General features: G+C 45.4%; 15 protein-coding genes. 4 read left to right on the top strand and 11 right to left on the bottom strand.

Annotation, left to right across the window (positions count from 1 at the left end; genetic code table 11):
* Window positions 1-2: 2 nt before the first annotated feature.
* The 8 genes from NIAKO_RS36020 to mraZ all read right to left on the bottom strand — a co-directional run bounded on the left by NIAKO_RS36020 (window position 3) and on the right by mraZ (window position 10,123).
* A complete protein-coding gene (locus tag NIAKO_RS36020; protein WP_014223447.1) occupies window positions 3-1,490 on the bottom strand; it encodes an FtsW/RodA/SpoVE family cell cycle protein in 1,488 nt (495 codons plus the stop codon).
* 68 nt (window positions 1,491-1,558) lie between these two features.
* Window positions 1,559-2,917 carry a UDP-N-acetylmuramoyl-L-alanine--D-glutamate ligase gene (gene murD, locus NIAKO_RS36015; protein ID WP_014223446.1) on the bottom strand — a complete coding sequence of 453 codons (1,359 nt, stop codon included), beginning with the start codon at window positions 2,915-2,917 and terminating at the stop codon, window positions 1,559-1,561.
* Window positions 2,918-3,128: 211 nt separating this feature from the next.
* The gene (mraY, locus tag NIAKO_RS36010; protein WP_014223445.1) at window positions 3,129-4,415 is read right to left on the bottom strand and encodes a phospho-N-acetylmuramoyl-pentapeptide-transferase; all 1,287 of its coding nucleotides are present in this window, start codon (window positions 4,413-4,415) and stop codon (window positions 3,129-3,131) included.
* Window positions 4,416-4,448: 33 nt separating this feature from the next.
* Window positions 4,449-5,912, bottom strand: a complete 1,464-nt coding sequence (locus NIAKO_RS36005) for a UDP-N-acetylmuramoyl-L-alanyl-D-glutamate--2,6-diaminopimelate ligase (protein ID WP_014223444.1) — start codon at window positions 5,910-5,912, stop codon at window positions 4,449-4,451.
* Window positions 5,913-5,925: 13 nt separating this feature from the next.
* Window positions 5,926-8,049 (bottom strand): penicillin-binding protein, encoded by a 2,124-nt coding sequence (locus NIAKO_RS36000; RefSeq protein ID WP_014223443.1) that lies wholly within the window; start codon window positions 8,047-8,049, stop codon window positions 5,926-5,928.
* 104 nt (window positions 8,050-8,153) lie between these two features.
* Entirely contained in the window at window positions 8,154-8,495 is a 342-nt protein-coding gene (locus NIAKO_RS35995; protein ID WP_014223442.1) for an FtsL-like putative cell division protein, read from the bottom strand.
* Between the two features lie 239 nt (window positions 8,496-8,734).
* Window positions 8,735-9,658 (bottom strand): 16S rRNA (cytosine(1402)-N(4))-methyltransferase RsmH, encoded by a 924-nt coding sequence (rsmH, locus tag NIAKO_RS35990; protein ID WP_014223441.1) that lies wholly within the window; start codon window positions 9,656-9,658, stop codon window positions 8,735-8,737.
* 3 nt (window positions 9,659-9,661) lie between these two features.
* The gene (mraZ, locus tag NIAKO_RS35985) at window positions 9,662-10,123 is read right to left on the bottom strand and encodes a division/cell wall cluster transcriptional repressor MraZ (RefSeq protein WP_014223440.1); all 462 of its coding nucleotides are present in this window, start codon (window positions 10,121-10,123) and stop codon (window positions 9,662-9,664) included.
* Window positions 10,124-10,709: 586 nt separating this feature from the next.
* Here mraZ and NIAKO_RS35975 point away from each other — a divergent pair.
* Together NIAKO_RS35975 and NIAKO_RS35970 are read left to right on the top strand one after the other, a co-directional pair.
* Window positions 10,710-11,126, top strand: a complete 417-nt coding sequence (locus NIAKO_RS35975) for a hypothetical protein (RefSeq protein WP_014223439.1) — start codon at window positions 10,710-10,712, stop codon at window positions 11,124-11,126.
* Between the two features lie 792 nt (window positions 11,127-11,918).
* Window positions 11,919-13,148: an S-adenosylmethionine:tRNA ribosyltransferase-isomerase gene (locus NIAKO_RS35970; RefSeq protein ID WP_014223437.1), complete on the top strand. Its 1,230-nt coding sequence runs from the start codon at window positions 11,919-11,921 to the stop codon at window positions 13,146-13,148.
* Here the strand turns inward: NIAKO_RS35970 and NIAKO_RS35965 are convergent.
* Entirely contained in the window at window positions 13,111-14,469 is a 1,359-nt protein-coding gene (locus NIAKO_RS35965) for a sensor histidine kinase (protein WP_242675427.1), read from the bottom strand. The two genes, NIAKO_RS35970 and NIAKO_RS35965, sit on opposite strands and share 38 nt — an antisense overlap.
* Window positions 14,470-14,812: 343 nt before the next feature.
* Between NIAKO_RS35965 and NIAKO_RS35960 the strand changes: the two genes are divergently transcribed.
* Entirely contained in the window at window positions 14,813-15,364 is a 552-nt protein-coding gene (locus NIAKO_RS35960) for a YqgE/AlgH family protein (protein WP_014223435.1), read from the top strand.
* A gap of 174 nt (window positions 15,365-15,538) precedes the next feature.
* On the opposite strand, the gene NIAKO_RS35955 is transcribed toward NIAKO_RS35960, so the two are convergent.
* Together NIAKO_RS35955 and NIAKO_RS35950 are read right to left on the bottom strand one after the other, a co-directional pair.
* Window positions 15,539-16,174, bottom strand: coding sequence for an outer membrane beta-barrel protein (locus NIAKO_RS35955; RefSeq protein ID WP_014223434.1), 636 nt, complete (start codon window positions 16,172-16,174; stop codon window positions 15,539-15,541).
* Window positions 16,175-16,211: 37 nt separating this feature from the next.
* Window positions 16,212-16,832, bottom strand: coding sequence for a DUF4136 domain-containing protein (locus tag NIAKO_RS35950; protein ID WP_014223433.1), 621 nt, complete (start codon window positions 16,830-16,832; stop codon window positions 16,212-16,214).
* Between the two features lie 276 nt (window positions 16,833-17,108).
* Here NIAKO_RS35950 and recG point away from each other — a divergent pair, with 276 nt between their 5' ends.
* Window positions 17,109-19,229 carry an ATP-dependent DNA helicase RecG gene (gene recG, locus NIAKO_RS35945; RefSeq protein ID WP_014223432.1) on the top strand — a complete coding sequence of 707 codons (2,121 nt, stop codon included), beginning with the start codon at window positions 17,109-17,111 and terminating at the stop codon, window positions 19,227-19,229.
* Window positions 19,230-19,341 lie beyond the last annotated feature (112 nt).

Here is a 19,341-nt window from a genome sequence, read left to right as displayed (position 1 = left end):
TTTTATTTTTTAGGCTCACTTTCTTTCGTCCAATCACTCATGGCAACATCCGTTAGTGGTTTCAATGCTGCCAACTTCGCTGCCTTCTCTTCAGTAGTTTCTACTTTCTCCTTCTTCTTTGTTCCTTTTGGCTTCTTGATTGCTTCTGGCACTTCTTCTTCCACTTCTGCCTCTTCTGCAACATCAACCTTTTGCTTTTTGGCGGAGGGTGTCTTTTTTCCTCCTCCGCTAGCCAGCGGAGAGTTAGAGGGGGCTTCCAGTGCCTCCACATTGCGGGCCACACTTAAAATAATCCCGATGGCCAAACAGGTGAACAGGAAGGAGCTTCCGCCCATACTTACCAGTGGTAAGGTTACCCCGGTTACGGGGAACAGGTTCACCGTAACCGCCATATTTATCAGTGCCTGTATTACCAGCGTGAAGCTTAACCCCAACGCCAGAAATGCCCCAAAAGCATAAGGGCATTTTTTAAATATTTTGATACTCCTTAACAGGAATAACAGGTAGATAAAGATCAGAAAACCGCCTCCCGCCAGTCCATACTCTTCAATGATAATGGCAAAAATGAAATCCGAATACGGATGCGGTAAAAAGTTCCGCGTCTGGCTGTTACCGGGTCCCAGTCCCAGCAGTCCGCCTTTTGCAATAGCGATCTTCGACTGGTTTATCTGGTAATTTTCATCTTTGTCAACCTGCTTGCTGTCATATATAAAATTCTGCACCCGGCTTATCCAGGTGGGCACGCGGGCAATATGTAAGAAGAAAGGCAGCTCTGCACATTTCTCTTCTTTTTTATCATAGAACCCAACGGCCAGTAATACCAGTAAGGCTACCGGTATTAAAGCTACACCTACGGTCATCAACAGGTGTTTGGTGCTTACGCGACCTATAAATAACAGCAACATGCTGGTAGCACCCGTGAGCAATGCAGTGGACAGGTTAGCGGGGGCAATCAGCACACAAACAATGCCTACCGGTATTATCACCGGAATGTATCCCTTTTTGAAATCCTTGATCACATCCTGTTTCTTGCTCAGCAGCCGGCTCAGGAACATGAACAGCGACAGCTTGGCCAGATCGGAAGTTTGAAACGTTAAATTGATGATAGGTAACCGGATCCAGCGGCTACCTTCATTCAATTTCAATCCAAAAAATAAGGTGTATATTAATAATGGTATAGACACCATGAATAAGATGCGCGCTACCCTGCTCCACAACGTATAATTTACCCGGTGCGAAAAATATATGATGCCCAGGCCAACGGCGGTAAACATTACCTGTTTAAACAGGTATACTTCCGTGCCGCGGTTATACTTATATGCCAGTAAGCCGGTAGAACTGTATACGGCCAGCATAGATACCAGGGCCAGCACAACTACTATTGCCCAGATAACTTTATCACCCTTGGTTTTACTCAGCAAGCCGCCGGTAGCCCGGCTGCCGTTAGGCAGATTGGCTCCTTTCAACGATATGTCATTTGCTCCCGTCATTATCTATATAACAGAAATGTCTTTTCCAGTGTACTTACTTCTCACCCCTCTCCTTCGTTACTTGCAATTCATAATTCGCGAACGGCCTGTTTGAACTGATCGCCACGATCTTCATAGTTCTTGAACAGGTCGAAGCTGGCGCAGGCCGGACTTAACAACACGGTATCGCCGGGACTGGCAAAATGAAATGCCGCTTTTACTGCTTCGTCTGCACTGCCGGTATTCACTATCAGCTGTACATCGTTTTTAAATGCTTCGTGTATTTTGCGATTATCAGTTCCCAGACAAACGATCGCTTTTACTTTTTCGCGAACGAGTTCTAACAGAACTGAATAATCATTTCCTTTATCTACTCCACCCAAAATCAAAATAGTAGGGCGCTCCATGCTTTCCAGCGCAAACCAGGTGCTGTTCACATTGGTGGCTTTGCTGTCGTTGATAAATTCAACACCACGCACTGTAGACACCGGCTCCATTCTGTGTGCCAGCGACTCAAATGTTTGAACGGCTACGCGGATCTTCTCCTTGCGGATCCCCATCGTTGCACCACCTAATGCTGCTGCCATTGTATTATTCTGGTTGTGTTTGCCCTTTAATGTAAAATCGCTCACATTCATTTGCATCTTCTCATCGTCAACTGTTACAGTCATCTGTCCGTTCCTGATAAAGCCGCCCTGGGGTAATTCTTTACTCATACTGAATGGTAATGGGTTAGATTTGATGGAATATTTCTCTAAGTATTGCATGGTCACCTGGTCATCGGCACAGTAAATGAAATAGTCCTGCGCTGTTTGGTTCTCCGCAATCCTGAACTTACTGTGTATATAATTCTCGAACCGGTAATCATAGCGATCCAAATGGTCTTCTGAGATATTGGTGAGTATTGCTACATCCGGTCTGAACGTTTGGATATCATCTAACTGAAAGCTGCTGATCTCGGCCACATACAATGGCTTTGGATCTTCCGCTACCTGTTTCGCAAATGAATACCCGATGTTTCCTACGAGCGCACAGTCCAACCCTGCTGTTTTGCAAATGTGGTACATGAGCGACGTCGTAGTTGTTTTTCCGTTACTACCGGTAATGCCAATGATCTTACTGTTGCCTTTGTAGCGATATGCAAATTCAATTTCACTGATAACCGGTATTCCTTTTTTCCTGATCTTCTTTACCAACTCGTTCTTTTCAGGAATGCCCGGACTCTTCATCACTTCATCTGCATTCAAAATCTTTTCTTCGGTATGTTGATTTGCTTCCCACGCTATTCCATACTTATTCAGCTCTTCCTGGTACTTCTCTTTAACTGGCCCACCGTCCGATACAAATACATCATACCCCTGCTTCCTGCCAAGGATGGCAGTGCCTACGCCGCTTTCGCCGGCCCCAAGTATTACCAAACGCTTACTCATTGTAATTACTAACTCCATTACATCCCGAGGTTATCGGGACAACTTTATTATTAATCAGGGATAAACCGGATTAAAGGGGGTTCTTCGATAGTTTGAATCTTTACTGCTCTACCACACTCCTACCTACTACTATGACTGGTTTTCCTTAAGTGGAAATTCAGAGTGGTGGTTTTTCAGTAATGCACTTACTATGTTTTTTAAGGTACCGGCTAACCGATCACGCTTTTTATTATCTTACTTTTAAAGTCACTATCGCAAACACGATGCACAGAATAGTTACAATCCAGAACCTTGTTACGATCTTCGACTCATGATACCCCAGTTTCTGGTAGTGGTGGTGCAGCGGGCTCATCAGGAAGATTCGTTTGCCCTCACCATATTTCCGTTTTGTGTATTTGAAATACGATACCTGTAAGATCACACTCAGATTCTCTACCAGGAATACGCCACAGAAGATCGGGATCAGTAATTCTTTCCGCACAATGATCGCCAGCGCTGCAATGATACCGCCCAGGGTCAAACTTCCCGTATCACCCATAAACACCTGCGCGGGATAGGCATTGTACCACAAAAACCCTACGCAAGCCCCAATTAACGCACCAATGAAAATACTCAGCTCACCCAGGTTGGGGATATACATGATGTTCAGGTATTCTGCAAACCTGATGTTGCCACTGGCATACGCAAATATGCCCAAACACGCCCCAATGATGGCACTCGTTCCCGTTGCCAACCCATCAATTCCATCGGTTATATTGGCGCCGTTTGATACGGCAGTTACAATCACAATTACAATGATCGCATACAGGATCCACGTAAAAGCGCGTAACCCGGCTGGTAACAGCTTTGAATAGTTGAACTCGTGCGATTTTACAAACGGGATGGTGGTAATGGGTTCATTTGCTTCCACAAATACCCGCTCCCGGTTATCGATGGGCACCCGGTGGATCTTTACCGTACTGGTATCGGAGGGTAAATTATCACCGGTAAACTCGCGCCATGCTTTGGTATTGTTATTGAACAACAGCGTCATGGCTACCACAAAACCCAGCACTACCTGACCGCCAATTTTAAACCAACCGGCCAACCCGTCTTTATCACCTTTCTTATATGCAATACCTTGTTGCTGGGCCAGCTTTTTGGCGCGCAGTTTCAGGTAATCATCTATAAATCCTATCAGGCCCAGCCATACGGTGGCAAACAGCATGAGCCGGATATATGCCTTATTCAGATCGGCCAGGAGCAGCGTGGGAACCAGAATGGCGGTGATGATAATGAAACCACCCATTGTTGGCGTTCCTTTTTTCTGTTGCTCGCCCGCCAGGCCCAGATCGCGCACTGTTTCCCCTACCTGTTTTTTACGCAGGTAATTGATGAACTTTTTTCCAAACACGGCTGATATCACCAGCGACAAAATAACCGCCAGTAATACCCGGGATGTAATGAACTGAAACAGTGCATTCCCCGGAATCTTAACCCCCAAAGCCTTCAGCCAATCAATTAAATGGTACAGCATATTGGTATTTTTAGGTGTACGCTCTCGTCATCGCTATTTTTCATACAGCTCAAACATTTCCCGCATCACCTGCTTATCGTCGAAAGGATGTTTAACTCCTTTGATCTCCTGATATTTTTCGTGGCCCTTGCCTGCTATCAATACAATGTCTCCCGGTTTTGCCATGCTCACTGCCAGTTTAATGGCTTCCTTGCGATCAACCACTGATACATATTTTCTTTTTGCGGCGGTGTTCAACCCGGTCTCCATGTCAGTTAAAATCTGCATCGGATCTTCGCTGCGTGGGTTATCGCTGGTGAACACTACTTTATCACTGTGCTCGCAGGTCACTTCTGCCATCACCGGGCGTTTGGTTTTGTCGCGGTCACCGCCACAACCTACCACCGTGATGATCTGCTCGTGCCCTTCGCGTAATTTTTTTATAGTCAGCAACACATTCAGCAATGCATCGGGGGTGTGCGCATAATCTACAATCCCGATTATATGCTGGTTGGGCGAAATAATATAATCAAAGCGGCCTTCTGCACCGGTGATCTCACTCAAACACCGCAATACTTCCTGTTTATCTTCACCCAAACAGATAGCGGCGCCGTACACGGCCAGCAGGTTGTAGGCATTGAACTCACCAATGAGGCGGAAGTGTACTTCCTGGTCATTGATGGTCATAACCAAACCGGTAAGCCTGTTTTCCAGGATCTTTCCTTTGAACTCGGCCATCGTGCGCAGGCTGTACAGGTATTTGTGCGCATGGGTGTTTTGCAGCATCACCTGACCACGTTTATCATCGGCATTTGAAATCGCAAATGCGTCAGAAGGCAGCGAGTCGAAGAACGATTTCTTTACCCGGATGTATTCATCAAATGTTTTGTGATAATCCAGGTGATCGTGGGTGATATTGCTGAACAAACCGCCTGCATACTTTAACCCGGTGATGCGATGCTGATGAATGGCGTGCGAGCTGGTTTCCATGAATACATGTGAGCAGCCGCTGTTCACCATTTGTTGCAGCAAGGCATTCAGCGAAATCGCATCCGGCGTGGTATGGGTAGCTGGCACCACTTCATTACCAATATGGTTTTGAACCGTGCTTAACAAACCACACTTATATCCCAATGATGTAAAGAGCTTGAATAATAAGGTTGCAATGGTGGTTTTACCGTTGGTGCCGGTAACGCCTACGAGCTGGATCTTTTCGGATGGCTGCCCGTAAAAGTTATGCGCCATATAACCGGCTGCGGCTGCACTGTTCTCTACCTGCACATAGGTTATTCCTTCTTTCAATTCAGCCGGCATGGTTTCGCAGATAATACCTGCTGCACCCTGCATAATCACCTGGTCAATGTATTGATGACCATCATTGGCAGTACCTTTCACTGCAATGAAAATCGATCCTTCGCTTACCTTCCGTGAATCCAGCTGCAGGTCACGCACGGGTATACCGGTGTTACCCTGTACCGAGCGAATGCTTACTTTATATAATATATCCTGCAGTGTCACGTTATCTGTTTTATTAATTCAATTCCAGGTTTATTGTTTGATGTGCGTTTACATAGGTGCCCGGTTCAATGCTCTGGCTTGTTACTTTTCCGCGGCCATGAAACGCTACTTTCAATTTTCTGTTCTCCAGCAAAAACAAGGCGTCTTTTAAACCCATCCCCCGCATGTCGGGCATAATATTATTCGCTACCGTTCTTTTGCTTAACACCGGTTGTTCATTCACCATTGCCAGCTTCGACCATTCATCTGCTTTTGCCGAATCACGGTACTTCATCTTCAGCGTTTCCATCACCTCTTTAATATCTTCAGTAGCGCCGGCGTATTGATAATTGCTGCTGTCTTTTTTAATAGCCAGTTGTCTGATGCCCTGATCGGCATGTTGCGCATACAATTTATCAGCGATCTCTTTAAATACCGGTCCGGCTATTTTGGCGCCATAATAAACCGGTGCATGTGGTTTGTTCCGGATCACTACAATACAACTGTATTGCGGATGGTTGGCCGGAAAATAACCAGCGAATGACGACTGATAAATTTTATCCGCGTACCCGTTGGGACCATTGGCCATTAAAGCGGTTCCGGTTTTACCGGCTGCTTTATACGGCGCGCCTCTTAGTAATTCAGCGGCAGTGCCATCGGTACAAACACCTTCCAGGCATTCTTTTAAGAGCTTCAATGTTTTGTCGCTGCAAATTGCTTCCTCCAACACCTCCGGCTGATTCTCCTTCACCTTCGCCCCATTTTCCATTACTGCATTTACCAGGTAAGGCTTCATCATTTTGCCATTGTTCGCCACTGCATTGTATAACATCAATGTTTGCAATGGGCTCACCAGTACTTCGTACCCAAAACTCATCCATGGTAACGACGTGGAACTCCATGTTTTTGATTTGGGCGTTTTTACTACTGGTCTTGATTCGCCCATCAGGTCAATACCTGTTTGCTGATCGAATCGCAGTTTCTTAATGTGATTTACAAACCGGGTCGGATTTTTTCCGTAGTAGGTCATTGCCAGTTTTGCCATACCTACATTCGAGCTTAGTTCAAATGCATGTTTTACGGTGGCGTCTGTTCCATGATCTTCTGTATCGTATACCGTTCTTCCGTTTACATTCCAGCTTCCGCCTTCGAGATCGATGTGTTGCTGCAAAGTTACCAATTGGTCTTCGAGCAGCGACAACATGGTTGCCAGTTTAAATGTTGAACCTGGCTCCGATGCCTGAATGGCGTAATTAAAGTTTTCCCAGTAACTGCCATCCTCCCTGCGGCTCAGGTTAGCAATGGCCTTTATTTTTCCGGTTGCTACTTCCATTACCACACAAGTGCCATATTCACATTGATTTGCTTCCAGCACGTTTTTCAAAGCATTCTCCGTAATGTCCTGGATGTTTACATCCAGGGTGGTAATAATATCTCTTCCGTTCTGTGGTTCAATTTCCGAGCCATCTACCGGGGCAAACACGCCGGCGGCAATTTTTCTCATCAAACGTTTTCCACTTTCACCGCGTAGTTGTTCATCGTATGTTTTTTCCAAACCCACATTCATACTACGCATTACACCGCCACTATCCATGTATTCGCGTGATAACCCGATGGTTCTGTTTGCCAGCAGGCCAAAGGGGTTCATTCTTTTGTCTTTTACATCAGCAATAAAACCGCTTTTGTTTTTTCCTTCACGCACCAATGGCAAACTACGTAACTGTTTATATTCCTGGAATGTCAGGTTCTTTTTTAACAAATAGTACCGGTTCTTTTTCCGGTAACCGGTTTTCAACTCTTTACGCCACGATGCTATATTTTTTTCAGGAAACATGGCTGCCAGTCCTATGGATAATGAATCCAGGTTATCCTCAAACCGCTTTCCACCTTTATCGCGCAATCCTTCTGCTGCAAAATCAATATAGATATCGAAATACGGCGTAGAGGTGCTGAGCATGCGGCCGTCTTCGCTGTAAATGGTGCCGCGTTGTGCATCTATCTCTACAAATTTCTGTTGTTGCTCTTTTGCCTGTTCACGCCAGTAAGGCCCCTGCACCTGCTGAATGTACACGGCGCGGCCCAGTATTAACAAACTGAAAACCACGATGCCCAGAAAGGCTACGTACACCCGCCATAATATGTCCTTTTTAACTTCCATGTTCAATCGGCAATCGGCAATCCGCAATCGGCAATTGCCTCACTATATTCCATTCCCACTACTATCCTTTTACTTTCTGATTTTTCATTTTTAATTCTTCATTCCTAATTTCTCTCTTCATTTCCCGTTGAATCCACTAACATCGCCGGCGGAACGGTCAACTCTTTTAGCCCCAATGGTTCAACTGACCTCGCCATTTCACTTTGCTTGCTGCGAAACATTACCTGGCCTTTCAGATAATTGTATTCGTATTGCAGTTCCTTCAGCTCGCGGTTCACTTTGTTGATGTTGCGTACCGTGTTATCGGCATAATGCCCGTTCGCGATGTACACAATGGCCAGCATTGCCAGGAAAAGGAAGAAAGGCAGATTCTTCACTATCCACCTGTACCCGAACAACCGCTTCCGTTGTCTTCTTCTGCGCGATATTTCTTTTTCTTCACTCATTTTTTAATCAAATAGCGGTCAGACAGGTGCTATCCGTCTAACCGCTAATGAAAGCTTAATTCACGAGGCGTAATTAAATTAGAATAATTGCAATTTCTAATACCCTTTATTATGAGAACACTCTTAAATCAATTGTCAATCGACAATTTGCAATTGGCAAGTGTACCCTACATCCCAGTTTCACGACTTCTCTTCTGCTTCGCTCAAAATCTATTTTTCTTTTGCCTATTGTCTATTGCCTATTGTTCCTCTATCTTCTCCGCTACCCTCAACCTGGCACTACGTGCTCTGGGATTTCTCTTCATCTCCGCATCTGTAGGAACGATTGGCTTTTTTGTTACTGCTTTGAGTGGTGGTGTGGTTGTTGCCCGGCCAAATGCATCGGTTTCCACCTCTTCATCTTCAAAATTCCCTTTGCGAAAGAAGTTCTTTACGATCCGGTCTTCCAGTGAGTGAAACGTTATAATTGCTACACGTCCGGCGGGTTTTAACAGGGGGGGAACCTGTTGCAGCATGTCTTTCAATGCGCCTAGTTCATCATTTACTTCAATACGCAAAGCCTGAAATACCTGGGCAAAGTACTTGTTAGGATTTCCTTTCACCACGGAATGAAGCGCCTGTTTAAAGTTAGAGATGGTTTTAAGCGAAACGGTTTTTCGAACCTGAACAATGGTTTTGGCCAGTGTTTTTGAATTGGTAACCTCGCCATACTGTTCAAACAATTTGTGCAACTGCTGTTCGGTGTAGGTATTCACCACTTCAAAAGCGGTGCGTTCCTGGCGTTGGTCCATCCGCATATCCAGGTCGCCTTCAAAACGGGTGCTGAACCCGCGGTCGGCGGTATCGAACTGGTGACTGCTAACCCCAAGGTCGGCCAGAATGCCATCTACCTGGGTTATTTTATGCAGCCGGCAAAACCGCTGCAAATGCCTGAAATTGTGCGGAACGAAAATGATACGATCATCAGCTGGCACATTTTTCCGGGCATCTGCATCCTGGTCAAAAACAACCATCCGCCCATCGGCATTGAGGTGTTTGAGAATTTCCAGGGAATGTCCGCCGCCACCAAAGGTACAATCAACATACACCCCATCGGGGCGGATGTGTAAACCGTCGATCACCTCTTGCAATAAAACCGGTACATGGTAAACAGGCTCACTCATAAATTACATTTGTGTATTTTGACCACCCATTACCCGCTCTGCCAGATCGCTGTACTTTTCCGGTGTAAAAGACTCAAAGAACTGTTGGTACTTAACTTTATCCCAGATTTCAATTTTATTGATAACAGAAACCAGTACTATATCTTTTTCGAGCCCCGCGTGGGCTTTTAAATTGGGTGGTACTAACATTCTTCCTGCAGAATCCAGATCACATAGTGAAGCACCCATTGTGAAATATCTTAAGAACTCTCTATTTTCGGCCTTGTATTCGCTAACTTTACTCAGTTCGGCCAGTATAGGATCCCAGTTTTTTTTGGGATATAAAGTCAAACATTTTTCAAAACCTCTAGCTATGACAAATTGCTCTCCAGCATCCTCCGGGATCTGCTTTTTAATGCCTGCCGGTAGGAGAAAACGCCCTTTTGCGTCCAGGGTTGCTTCGTATTCTCCGAGAAATTGTATCATTTACAATGAGTTGCATCTATTTGTCTAATACCTACACAAAATAACACTTTTTCCCACTTTCTTACTTAGATTGTGAAAAATTATTTTTTCCACAAGGAATTTTATTTGTATACAGGTGAATACCATTGGTTTCTGCGGGTTTCCACCTATTAGTCAGCCAAAAGCATGTGCATAAGCATGTGGATACATGTGCATAACTGTGCGTAAGCTGTGAATTTGATGGGAAAGTGTGATTTTGGTGCTGTTTTTTGCCTTCGAAACGACCAAAAGGGACCATAGACGGTCCAAAAATGCCCGAAAATAGCTCCTAAGTGACCGTTTATTATGGTGGTAAAAAGGGGGAAATGGCTATCGGGCTGATTGGTTTGGTGGGGAAAAGTGTCAATTCTGAATCGGAAAACCGGATTGGTGGGAGAAAATGGGAGGACTTTGTGAGTTACCGGTTTGCCAGTTACCAGGTACCGGTTTGCTTATTCAAAAATTTCAATTGATGATTGCAAACGTTCGTCTTGGAATTCATAATTTAAAAACCCGATTCCAATCTCTAAAATTCGGCATTCCATATTCATAATTTTAAAATCACTCAATGCCAGGTTACTCCGGCACGCCATTAATCAAAAAACTGGGCATTACTCCTTCAATGAAAGTATTGCTGTTCAATGCACCGGCGGCCTATTTCGATTGGTTGATAACCGACATCCGACCGCAGCTGGTAAAAAAACCTGCCAGGGAAACCCCTCATTTTGTTCATGCCTTTGTTACTTCTGCCAGTCAATTCATTGCCATTTTTAAAGATTTGGTTGCTATTTACAAAGCCAACCCTACCGTAATAATCTGGGTAAGCTGGTATAAAAAAAGCGCCGGCATTGCCACTGATGTTACAGAAGATACCATCCGCAATTATGCCCTCCAACACGACCTGGTTGATGTAAAAGTTTGTGCCGTTTCAGACCAATGGAGCGGACTTAAACTGGTTGTTAGAAAAGAATTAAGGGGCCGCTGATTTTTAAAACTACTTCATTAAAACGGGTGAATCGATCGCATTGGTATTAAGGCGGTATCATGCCAGGTCCGTACCGGCTCAATAAATGTGTCCTGTTTAACACGAATGCCTTTCATAAGTCTTCCGTACATGTTTCGTACCTATAAAGGAACGGGACATATACGAGACATGTACGAAATATGTACGGCACATGTACGGGACGTTGATACAGCCAACCCGGAGCTGGCCTGGATCCGAGATAGACCTGGTGTATTAGTAAAGCAGCTTTATATGCCTAACTGGATTGTTTAAAGACAAATACGGGGTGCGATGAGTTAGTGGTAACTGGGTAATTAAATTAATTAGCTATTAAGTTATGCTGTTTTAATGGCTCACTGCAGTATGTGGCTCGAAGCTTGTGGCTGATAAGTATATGCTGCGAAGGAAAAAATAAAAAAGCCTCCCGGAGGGGAGGCTGCACTAATCAAATACCATTAACCATTAAACCTTATCCTATGCCACTAAGTTACGTACAATTTAAATACGTGTCAATATTATTTTTGAATTAAATAAAAACTAAATCCTTATCAACTTCTTACTAATTGTTGATAGTTTTTATACATATTTTTAGTTAGGTTTAATTGTCACTTGTACTGATAAAACCCTTGTACACACAGCATTTCAATTGTCACTGCCGGTATTTGCATGCCTCCATCTGCTTAATTGCCCCCGACCACCACCCCATTGCAATTTCACGCGGAGTCGCTTATCTTTGCACCTCATCAAAACCGCGGCAGTTGGCCGCCTAATAAGATGCATCCAAAAGAACTATCAGTTCACGATTTTACCTATGAGCTGCCTGAGCAACAAATTGCCCGGTACCCGCTCCCCGAAAGAGACAGTTCCCGCCTCCTCATTTACAAAGAAGGAGCTATTCAGGAAAGCATTTACCGGGACATTTACCAGCACTTACCGCCCGATTCCCTGCTGATTTTCAATAACACCAAAGTGGTGGCCGCCCGCCTGTTGTTTCAAAAACCAACCGGCGCCGTAGTGGAGATCTTTTGCCTGGAACCGCCGCCGCAGTATGCCGACATGACCACTGCCATGACCCAAAAGGGTAGCGTTACCTGGATCTGCCTTATCGGGGGCGCCAGCAAGTGGAAGCCCGGTCAGATCCTGGAAAAGAAAATGAGCTGGAACGGTGAGGAGATTATCCTGCACGCCCGCTACCTGGGTAAAGAAAAAGACAGCTTTGCGATTGAATTATCCTGGACGCCCGAAGGGCTCACCTTTGCAGAAGTATTACATGTTGCCGGCAATATTCCCCTGCCCCCGTATATAAAACGCGAAGCGGAACAGGCCGACAGCGACCGGTATCAAACCATTTATGCCAATACCGAAGGTTCGGTGGCTGCCCCCACAGCAGGTTTGCATTTTACCGATGCTTTGTTTAACCAGCTGGACCATAAACACATTCAACGGGAATATGTTACCCTGCATGTAGGCGCCGGCACCTTTAAACCGGTGAAGAGCGAAACCATGGGCGAACATCCCATGCATGCAGAGTTCATTGATGTTAGTACCGGCGCTATTGAACGTATTTTACAGTACCTCGATAAACACATCACAGTAGTGGGCACCACCTCCCTGCGTACTATCGAAAGCCTGTACTGGCTGGGGGTGAAAACGGTGCATCAACCCAATCTTCCGTTGGAAGAGCTGGTAGTGCATCAGTGGGACCCGTATGAAATGGAGGGGAAACGGGTTGCCGCCAAAACAGCCCTGGAAAGCCTGTTGCAGTATATGCACGCGCATTCAACGGACCGCATTATCACCAAAACTTCTTTGTTGATTGCCCCGGGTTATACCTTTCAAATACCACGGGCGCTGGTGACCAATTTTCACCAGCCGCAATCCACCCTGCTGCTATTGGTAGCAGCCTTTGTGGGTAACGACTGGCGAAAAATATATACGTATGCGTTAGAAAACGAATTCCGTTTTCTTAGTTATGGCGATGGCTGTTTGTTGTTTCGGCAGTAGCACTGTCTTTGATCAGCGGTATTTCGAGGTTGAAGGCCGAGCCTTTGCCCAGTATACTGTCAACCTTGATCTTACCATCATGAGCATCAACTACGGTCTTAACATAGCTTAAGCCCAAACCGAAGCCTTTTACATTATGGAGATTACCCGTGTGGGCGCGATAGAATTTTTCAAATATCCGCCTCACGGTTTCTTTACTCATACCAATACCATTGTCTTCAATGCGTATGCCAATGAACTTATTGGTATTATAGGTGGCGATTTTTATTAAGAGATTGTCCTTTGAATATTTAACCGCATTGTCAACCAGGTTTGAGATCAGGTTACGGAAGTGCACCTGGTCGGCTTCCACAAAATCGAAACGGGCATCGAGGCTCAGTTCGGCACGGGCGCCTTTTTCTTCCAGTTGCAGTTTGTAGTTATCCATGATCTCATGAATAAGATTGTGTACATGCAGCGGCACCTTGTTCAGCGTCAATTCCTGGCGGTCCATTACGGCTGCCTGCAGAATGGTTTCCACATGCTTGTTCATGCGTTTGTTCTCTTCTTTAATAATACTGCTGAAGTAGTTCATTTTCTCGCGGTCCTGGGCCACTTTATCGTTGCGCAGGGCATCCACCGCCAGCGAAATGGTGGCCAGCGGCGTTTTGAACTCGTGCGTCATATTATTGATAAAGTCGTTCTTTATTTCACTTAGTTTCTTCTGTCGCAACAACGCATTTACCGTAATATAAAAGGCCGTGATGATCATGAGGGTGAAGAATACCGCACCCACAATCATCCACCGCATATCGTTCAGGACTACTTTTTTTACATTGGGAACTATGACCGTCATTACTTCTTCGGGCACCAGGTTCTCGAGATCACTGCCACTGGGCGGCTGAAAAATATAATATAACACCAGGTTGCGGTCGCTTGCCGTATCTTCTACCTGGTTTAAAAAGGCCCGTGATTTTATTTCGTATGAAAGCAGGTTTACATTGCTGGTAATGGCAAACTCAAACTTCACCTCTTTTAACCCCTGCGAAGCAAAGGCTTTGTGTAGTTTGTCCGCCACTTCCTGTTCAGTAAACTTCTGGGCAATGGTTGGGGGGCGCATCAGTTCTGATCTGAACTGTTCTGCCTGCAGGCTGAAATCGGGACGCACGCGGTAGTTCTTAAGCGATGGCAGGGAGTTCTTTTGTTCCATCAGGTTCACCCCTACCTCGTTAATACCACGGATCAGTTTATACCTGAACTCTTCATGCTTGTCAACCAGCATGGTACGTAACCAGCTGTACTGTACGTAAATGGTTCCAATCAGCGATAAGCTGATTAACACAATGATGACAGGAAAAATTTTCCTTAACTGCAATGTCTTAGGTTTTAATAACGCCGCTGTTGTCATTATCTACCGGTTATCCTTTACTACTTTTCTTCTCCAGATCTATGGGAAATCTCAACATCCCATGCAGATAATTTTAGTAACCGGCAAATTTAATAAACGTATTTAGTTGCTCCCATGGCACGGATTTCGTAGCCTATGGTTTAACTTAGATTTACCAAGTTTGCACCTTTTAAGGGCGGAAACTTTAGCAAGCCACTAACTTATAAAAGTTTTATGGAATCGCTAAAATTTTTGAACAATCATTTTCTGTACCCGTTTTAAATATTAATTTCAGGATATGGTAAACCCAGGACCAGGCATATTACTTATAGCTGAGCCTTTTTTGAAGGACCCGAATTTTAGCCGCACTGTTGTTTTCTTATGTGATCACCAGGATGAAGGCAGTTTTGGTTTTGTGATAAACCGTGTGTTTGGCCACACCCTGAATGAGCTGATGAATGACCTGGATGAATTAAAATTGCCTGTCTTTTATGGTGGTCCGGTTCAAATGGATACTATTCACTTTTTACATCAATATCCCGACCTGATCCCCGGCAGCTATGAAGTGCTGGATGGCATTTACTGGGGTGGCGATTTTGAAACAGCTATCACCCTCATTAAAGCCGGCTCTATTGATACTACAAAGATCCGGTTTTTTATAGGTTATTCCGGCTGGGGCAGCGGTCAGTTAAATGATGAATTGAAAGAAAAATCATGGCTTACCGCCCAGGCAACCCGCAAGCTGGTGTTCCACCGCAAAGCCGATGAAATCTGGAAGGAATCCCTCAAACACTTAGGTGGCGATTATGAAATGATGGCTAATTTTCCAGTGGACCCACAGCTGAATTAGTGAGTGGTGAGTAGTGAGCATTCTTCGGGTCCAAAAGCGAACAGAACGTACAAGAGTGCGATCCGCCGGCGGGCGGACACGCGCAACGGAAGCTTAACAGGCATTCAGGTGCCGGCCAACAAAAAAGCCCCACCTAAGCGGCAGGGCTAAAAACTTTGAATGTTAACCTTTGAACTAAGAACCTAAGGGAAATTTTACCCCTATCCCTGCTCCCCAGTTATTCAGGTTTTCAACACCATCCATTTTGTATGGCATATAGTTGTAGTCGCCAAACAGGTGAATACCGGCAGGCCCATCTTTGCGGAAGGGAACAAATACCCCCACTTCGGGCCGGGCGGCGAATTTGAAGCTTGACTTTGAATTGTCAAATTCACCCAGGTACTGGTCGAACATGATAAAATTGCCGCCAACGCCTACGCCAACATAGGGTTGAACCGTTTTACCCGGCAATAACCGGTATTGAAACTGCGCCAGGATGGGCACGGTTTGAATGGAATTGGTTAACACGGCTGAAACATCGCCCCCGTCTACTTTATACACGGAACGGGGATACTTTTGATAGAAATCCTGGAAACCAGTACCCACCCCTACCGAAATATGGGGGTTGATGTTATACAACAGGTTGGCCGTCCAGCCACGGGTGGATGTTTTTTCAATGGCATCGTTCTTAAACGAGTTGCCGGGAATACCCACCGCATAATTAAGGTCGAGCTGCAACCGCCGTTCCTGGGCCTTGCTGTTAAAGGGGATCAAGGCCACGAAGAACAGACTGGCAATCAATAGCATAGCCGTTCTAAACTGTGTTTTCATATCTGTAATATTTTTAAATTCATAATTGGAATAGAAATCAGTTGGCTTTAAAGTAGCTGCTTTGGTCGAACAGCGCTTTTACCCCGTTATTAGCGGCCGAAACGCTGAATACGCCTGAGCCCCTGAGCAGGCCGCTCCAGACGTCTTTTATCGATTTCGACTCATTGGCATCTTTCAGATCGAAGGCGTCGATAGACATAGCCCCTTCGGTAATGGAATAGGTTCCATAATACGAGGGATAATAGTAGCCATACCCGCCATAACCCCAGTAGTAGGGATCGTAGCCGCCATAATAAGAGCCATAATCAATTACCCCGGTACTGGTGCTGTACACCTGGCTTATGGTAATACCCAAATCGGGGTTCTGATTTTTGTTTACCAGCGTATACCCGCGCTGGGTTAGCTGGTCTTTTACCGCCTGAATGTACGCTGCATCGGAACCGGACAGCTCATACCCATAAAGCCGGTTGTTTTCGATTACAGCTACCGAATCGGCAATGCTGAATGTTTTAAACGAAGAGAAGTTAACGGAGTCGGAGTGGTTGGTGACGTAGATCTGCCCTTCATCACCCTGGAGATTCTTGACCACATCTTTCTTACAGCTGGTCATAGCAAGTATACCAGCTGCCATTAGCACAGGAATCACTATTTTCTTCATAACCTACATTATTTTAACATTGTGAGAATGTATATTTGAAACAAGGTTTACTCCACAATGTTTGCAATTTGCATTCCTTAACACCTCTGTAACAAGGGATTAAAATTTGCTGTTGCTTTTTAATGTGGGCGGGGATTAATGTTGTGTAAGCAAATACAGGGCTGAAAGCCGAAAGCTTAAAGCTGAAAGCGAATACACCTTTAGGCTTTTGCCTTTGGGCTTTTACCTTTGGACTTTTGCCTTGTTCCCTCGCTGCCTTGTTGCCTTTTCCATTAAATTTGCGCCATCAGCCGATCAGTAGACATATTAGCCAATCCCATTGAATACCTGAAAGGTGTGGGGCCGCAACGGGCCGACCTGCTCAAAAAGGAGCTGAATGTATTCTCCTTTAAAGATCTGCTTGAACTGGTGCCCTATCGCCACCTGGATAAAACCAAGGTGAACCAGATACGGGACATTACGCCGCAAACCGACTTCATTCAAATTGCCGGCGTGCTTAAAAGCACCGGTTTAATGGGCGAGAAACGAGGCAAGCGCCTGGTGGCCGAATTACGGGACAGCACGGGCATTATTGAACTGGTATGGTTTCAGGGTATTAACTGGATCCAGAAGAGCCTTACCATTGGCCAAACCTATTTGGTTTACGGTAAAGTAAGTTTCTTTCAGGGCACGCCCCAGATTACCCATCCCGAGCTGGAAACCTTTAGCAGAGAGAAGTTGGAGGGTCAGCGCACGCTGGAACCTGTTTATCCCAGCACAGAAAAATTAAAATCCCGGGGAATGGGTGGCCGGCAGATAGGCCATTTTACAGAAACTTTGATTAAATTACTACAGGAAAATAACATTCCGGAAATACTGCCGGAAACGGTGCTGCAACCCCTGCAACTGATGCCTCGTTTCAAAGCTTTTGTGAACATGCATTTTCCGCCCGACCTGGAAACATGGCAGCAGGCAATAAACCGGCTGAAGTTTGAAGAGTTTTTCATTGCCCAGATCAGGATGGGTTTGTTGCGACAGCAACGGCACCGGTATTCAAAAGGAATAGTGTTTGGCCAGGTGGGCGAGATCTTCAATACCTTCTATGAAAAATACCTGCCCTTTGAATTAACGGGCGCACAAAAAAGAGTAATAAAAGAAATCAGACGCGATACAGGCAGCGGCAAACAAATGAACCGCCTGCTGCAGGGTGATGTAGGTAGTGGTAAAACCATTGTAGCCTTGCTGGTACTACTGCTGGCCATCGATAACGGTTACCAGGGCTGTTTACTGGCCCCTACCGAAATATTGACCCAGCAACATTTCAACAGCATCAGCAAACTGTTGAGTGAACTGCCGGTGAAGGTGCGTATGCTTACAGGTTCTACAAAGACCAAAGAACGTAAAGAGATTTTAAAGGGTTTGGAGGAGGGCACCATCCATTTTGTGGTGGGCACCCATGCCATACTGGAGGATACGGTGAAATTTAAAAACCTGGGACTGGCCATCATCGATGAACAGCACCGGTTTGGCGTAGCGCAACGCGCGAAGTTGTGGAGCAAAGGCGCCATTCCGCCGCATGTGCTGGTAATGACGGCAACGCCTATACCGCGCACCCTGGCCATGACGGCCTATGGCGACCTTGATACGAGCATCATAGATGAGCTGCCACCCAACCGTAAGCCTATTTTAACCGTACATCGTTATGAGACGGTTCGCAGCCAGGTAATGGATTTTATAAAGGCAGAAATTACGAAAGGACGGCAGGCTTATATTGTATTTCCGCTCATTGAAGAATCGGAGAAACTGGATTACGAAAACCTGATGAAGGGTTATGAAAATGTGCAGGCATACTTTCCTGAACCAAAGTACTGGATCAGTATGGTGCACGGGCAGCAAACGCAGGAAATTCGTAATACCAATATGCATCGCTTTAAAACCGGCGACACGCAGATTATGGTGGGCACAACGGTTATTGAAGTAGGCGTTGATGTACCTAATGCCAGCGTAATGGTGATAGAAAATGCGGAGAAATTTGGTTTATCCCAATTGCACCAGTTACGTGGCCGTGTAGGCCGGGGAAGTGAAAAAAGTTTTTGTATTTTATTATCCGGTTCAAAACTGAACAATGATGCCCGGGAACGGTTAAACACTATGTGTGCTACGAATGACGGTTTCAAGATAGCAGAGAAAGATCTTGAGCTGCGTGGTCCCGGCGATATTGAAGGCACCCGGCAAAGCGGGGCATTGAATTTTAAACTGGCAAGTATCGTTCAGGACAGAAAGTGGCTGGAGATTGCCCGCGAAGCTGCCGAACGTGTACTTGATGCAGACCCTGACCTGGCTTCGGCAACAAATTTGCAGCTAAAAAATTACCTGCAATCGCTTCAGGGAAAAACCGCCTGGAGCAAGATTTCGTAGGTATGTTAGTAACATAAACCAACACTGCTATTTCACGCAATTTGCAATCCCCTGCCAAGGGACATTGTAAATGCCCAACTGTTTACTTTGAGTTAAGGTTTGTACATATTGA

The sequence above is a fragment of the Niastella koreensis GR20-10 genome, from assembly GCF_000246855.1.
Classification (GTDB): domain Bacteria; phylum Bacteroidota; class Bacteroidia; order Chitinophagales; family Chitinophagaceae; genus Niastella; species Niastella koreensis.
The sequence above is the reverse complement of the archived record's forward strand: the minus strand, read 5'-3'. Positions and strand labels throughout refer to the sequence as shown.